The 3,051-nt window shown below is 39.2% G+C and carries 4 protein-coding genes; all 4 read right to left on the reverse strand.

Annotation, left to right across the window (positions count from 1 at the left end):
- Positions 1-505: 505 nt before the first annotated feature.
- Entirely contained in the window at positions 506-976 is a 471-nt protein-coding gene (locus ACWXWT_RS20190) for a Dps family protein (RefSeq protein ID WP_456043361.1), read from the reverse strand.
- A gap of 343 nt (positions 977-1,319) precedes the next feature.
- Complete coding sequence (locus ACWXWT_RS20195) at positions 1,320-1,778, reverse strand: DUF2127 domain-containing protein (RefSeq protein WP_456043362.1); 459 nt, start codon at positions 1,776-1,778, stop codon at positions 1,320-1,322.
- Positions 1,779-2,070: 292 nt separating this feature from the next.
- On the reverse strand, positions 2,071-2,490 hold the full coding sequence (locus ACWXWT_RS20200) for a hypothetical protein (RefSeq protein WP_456043363.1): 420 nt from the start codon (positions 2,488-2,490) through the stop codon (positions 2,071-2,073).
- A gap of 85 nt (positions 2,491-2,575) precedes the next feature.
- Positions 2,576-2,986, reverse strand: coding sequence for a PACE efflux transporter (locus ACWXWT_RS20205; protein WP_456043365.1), 411 nt, complete (start codon positions 2,984-2,986; stop codon positions 2,576-2,578).
- Positions 2,987-3,051 lie beyond the last annotated feature (65 nt).

Raw genomic sequence — 3,051 nt, forward strand, 5'->3', positions numbered from 1 at the left:
GGCAAGGCAGATGATTGAAGCGAATAGTGATCCTCGGTAACAAGCTCCTGCGTTACTCTACCTCCAGCATCTGACCGCCATGGAGGGTGGGAATGTCTTATTTTTTATGGAAAAAAATAGACCATGCCGTCGTATTTTGAAAGCATATAACGAAGCATAAAGGACTTTGAAACCCGCCAGAATCTGAACTGACCAGATATTTAATGAGATTGGTATAAGACCCATCATCAATTGTTGGACATTAATCGCTTCGTCTATACTTTGAGGAACCACAGGATCATAATGAGAATGAGGAGTTACCGTATTTCGCTGCGCAAGCAAATGCATGGCAAGTTCGGTAAGGGCTAAGTTATTGGTCACTCTGACTTAATCAAAAAATAAAAATGCTACATTATCGTTTTTAATCTTTTGAATCGACACATTTCGTTTATAATATTGTAAAAAAAACCGCTAGCAAATTGCCAGCGGTTTGAGTTTCTATCTTAAGATTTAATCAATAATAATATTATTTACGCGTAGCTCTTAACATCCAAGCGGTTTTTTCATGTATACGCATACGATCAGACACTAATGCCGCTGTTGATTCATCATCTGCAGCCTGCGCTAATTTAAGTACTTCACGGGATGTTTTGACCACTTGCTCATGCCCTTTGGTCAATAAATCAACCATATCAGCAGAACTTGGAACACCTTCAACCTCCTTAATTGAACTTAAACGCGCAAACTCTTTGTAGGTGCCTGGCGCAGCCACGTCCAAAGTACGAATTCGCTCAGCAATATCATCTACCGCTACCGCTAACTCGGTATAGTGCTCTTCAAACATTAGGTGTAATTCGCGAAAATGGACACCAGTAACATTCCAGTGGAAATTATGAGTTTGTAAATAAAGTGTGTACGAATCCGCTAATAAACGTTTTAACCCTTCAGCAATTTTTAGGCGATCGTCTTTGTTGATACCAATATCGATGTCTGTCATGTTAACTCCTCAAATATGTGGATTAATTCACTACAACAATACAGCGTGCTTATATAAAATAATGATAAATAACAGTATAAAAGTGGCTTTAATATATTTAATGGTGATATCCCTTGCTGATAACACACCATAGTTTTCACCACAATTTATACTGAAAAAAATTCGAATCGGAACAGCAATACGTGTTAAATATTGAAGTGCTGTTCACTTTCCTTTATACGCTCATATCGCTTAAATGTGAGTATATTTATACTATCACTGCAATATTTTGGATCAAGCCTATTTCATTAAAATCTATTAATAATTTAATTTACAATCTATTTAATCGTTCACAATTTTGTAACTAACGCTCAACGCGATCAGAAAATAACACCCAATACATGTACACTACTATGATTACATTGATCACCAATACCATTACGCTAAGCACATTAATATATTTTATCATCTCGTAAATTTCTAAAGGTAGATATATTGCCCCGCTAAGCAGAGCAAACCATTGAGTCCAGCGCATGTTATGCCACAAGCCATAGGCTTCGATAAACCGCACAGAGGTGTATGCGGCAGCCCCCAATGCCATTAAGGTCAGGCTCGATTGCGACACCTCGCCCATAGCAGAAATAAAAATACCAGGGTAATGACTTGCAGGGTTTAGGTGTAAATGCGTAATGAGTTCAATTGCTAATGCAGACAAATTTTGGCCTGCATACACATGCAGACCAACTGCGACGAGTAACGCGAGTAAGCCTTTAGATGCCTCAAGTATGGCTATGGCACGTACGCCATTATCCGAATGCTTCATTGTGTTGCGTATCCATCCGGTAAAACGCTTGAGTCTATATTATCTTGTCGAAATGGCGAAACCTATTATATTTATCCGCATGAAAAACTGAGATTTGCTTGTTTAATGACTAGGCCCTAGCACCTCGTGGGATGACCGCTTCAACATAAGCGACGAATTGATATACTTGTAGCGGTAAATGAAGTACATCTCGAATAATCTTAACTTCCTATCGTTCACCATAGAAACATCTTGGCTAGATTGATGTACAGTCGACATGTCGTAGTCGATATAAATCAACTAAATACCTAGCCTACTTTGCTATTGAAGATAATCGCTCTATTTGTTTATTTTCTTCATCAGTTAATATCCCATAACGCCTTGGATACGGCCAACCATATCCCCAACGAAATTTTGTCGGTAAATAAGGCGTACCACCTACTCTAACACCAGCCAACATCAGTAAAGCAATTTGCGGATGTCCAACTTTGGCGACACAAATACGCAATGCCTTATCAGATGCGAGACGTTCATCAAATGTACCGCCCTTCCAATAGTCATAATCATGTTTTTGGCAACACGCTAACCATAATTCACTTTGCTCGAAAGTCCCATTAGGAAACGCACTGCAACCATCGCTGGTAAAAGGCGCTAAAATATTTGCTCGCGCAAAATGGATCGGGAGCATCAAGACAAACACAGTAAATAACAATACAGTTAATCGATAATGCATTTCGCTTGGCATCCTGCAGGGGTAAAAAACTCAGTAATGATGCCATAGTGAAGTCGACATTGCATCGACGCCCTCGTAAAGTCTTTCAGCTAATGCTTAACATTTTACCAAACCAGCGCTGGTAGGGTTGATAAATATCGTAGGCCCAATTGAATACACCAGTATAAACCAAGAAAAACACCAATACCCCTCCTTCAAGCATTAAGGCATCAATAAGGTTTAAACTTAAATACCACGACACCATTGGGAGGGTTACCACTAACAAGCCTCCTTCGAAACACATCGCATGGACAATCCGAGTTGATAAATTACGCGTCACTCTGTCACTGCCTAATAACTTATCGAACCAAATATTATAAATATAGTTCCATGTGACAGCACATAGCGATATGCCGATACTCACCACCAGCATATCGGTGGTGCTCTTCTCTATTTGTAACCCTCCCTTAAAGTCAGAATGTTTTAAATAGAGTTTTCCATTTACACTAAACCAAATGGAGAATTACATGAAAAAGACACGTTTTACTGAAAGCCAAATTATCAACATCCTCAAAGAAGGCG

This window comes from Shewanella sp. A22 (assembly GCF_053850585.1).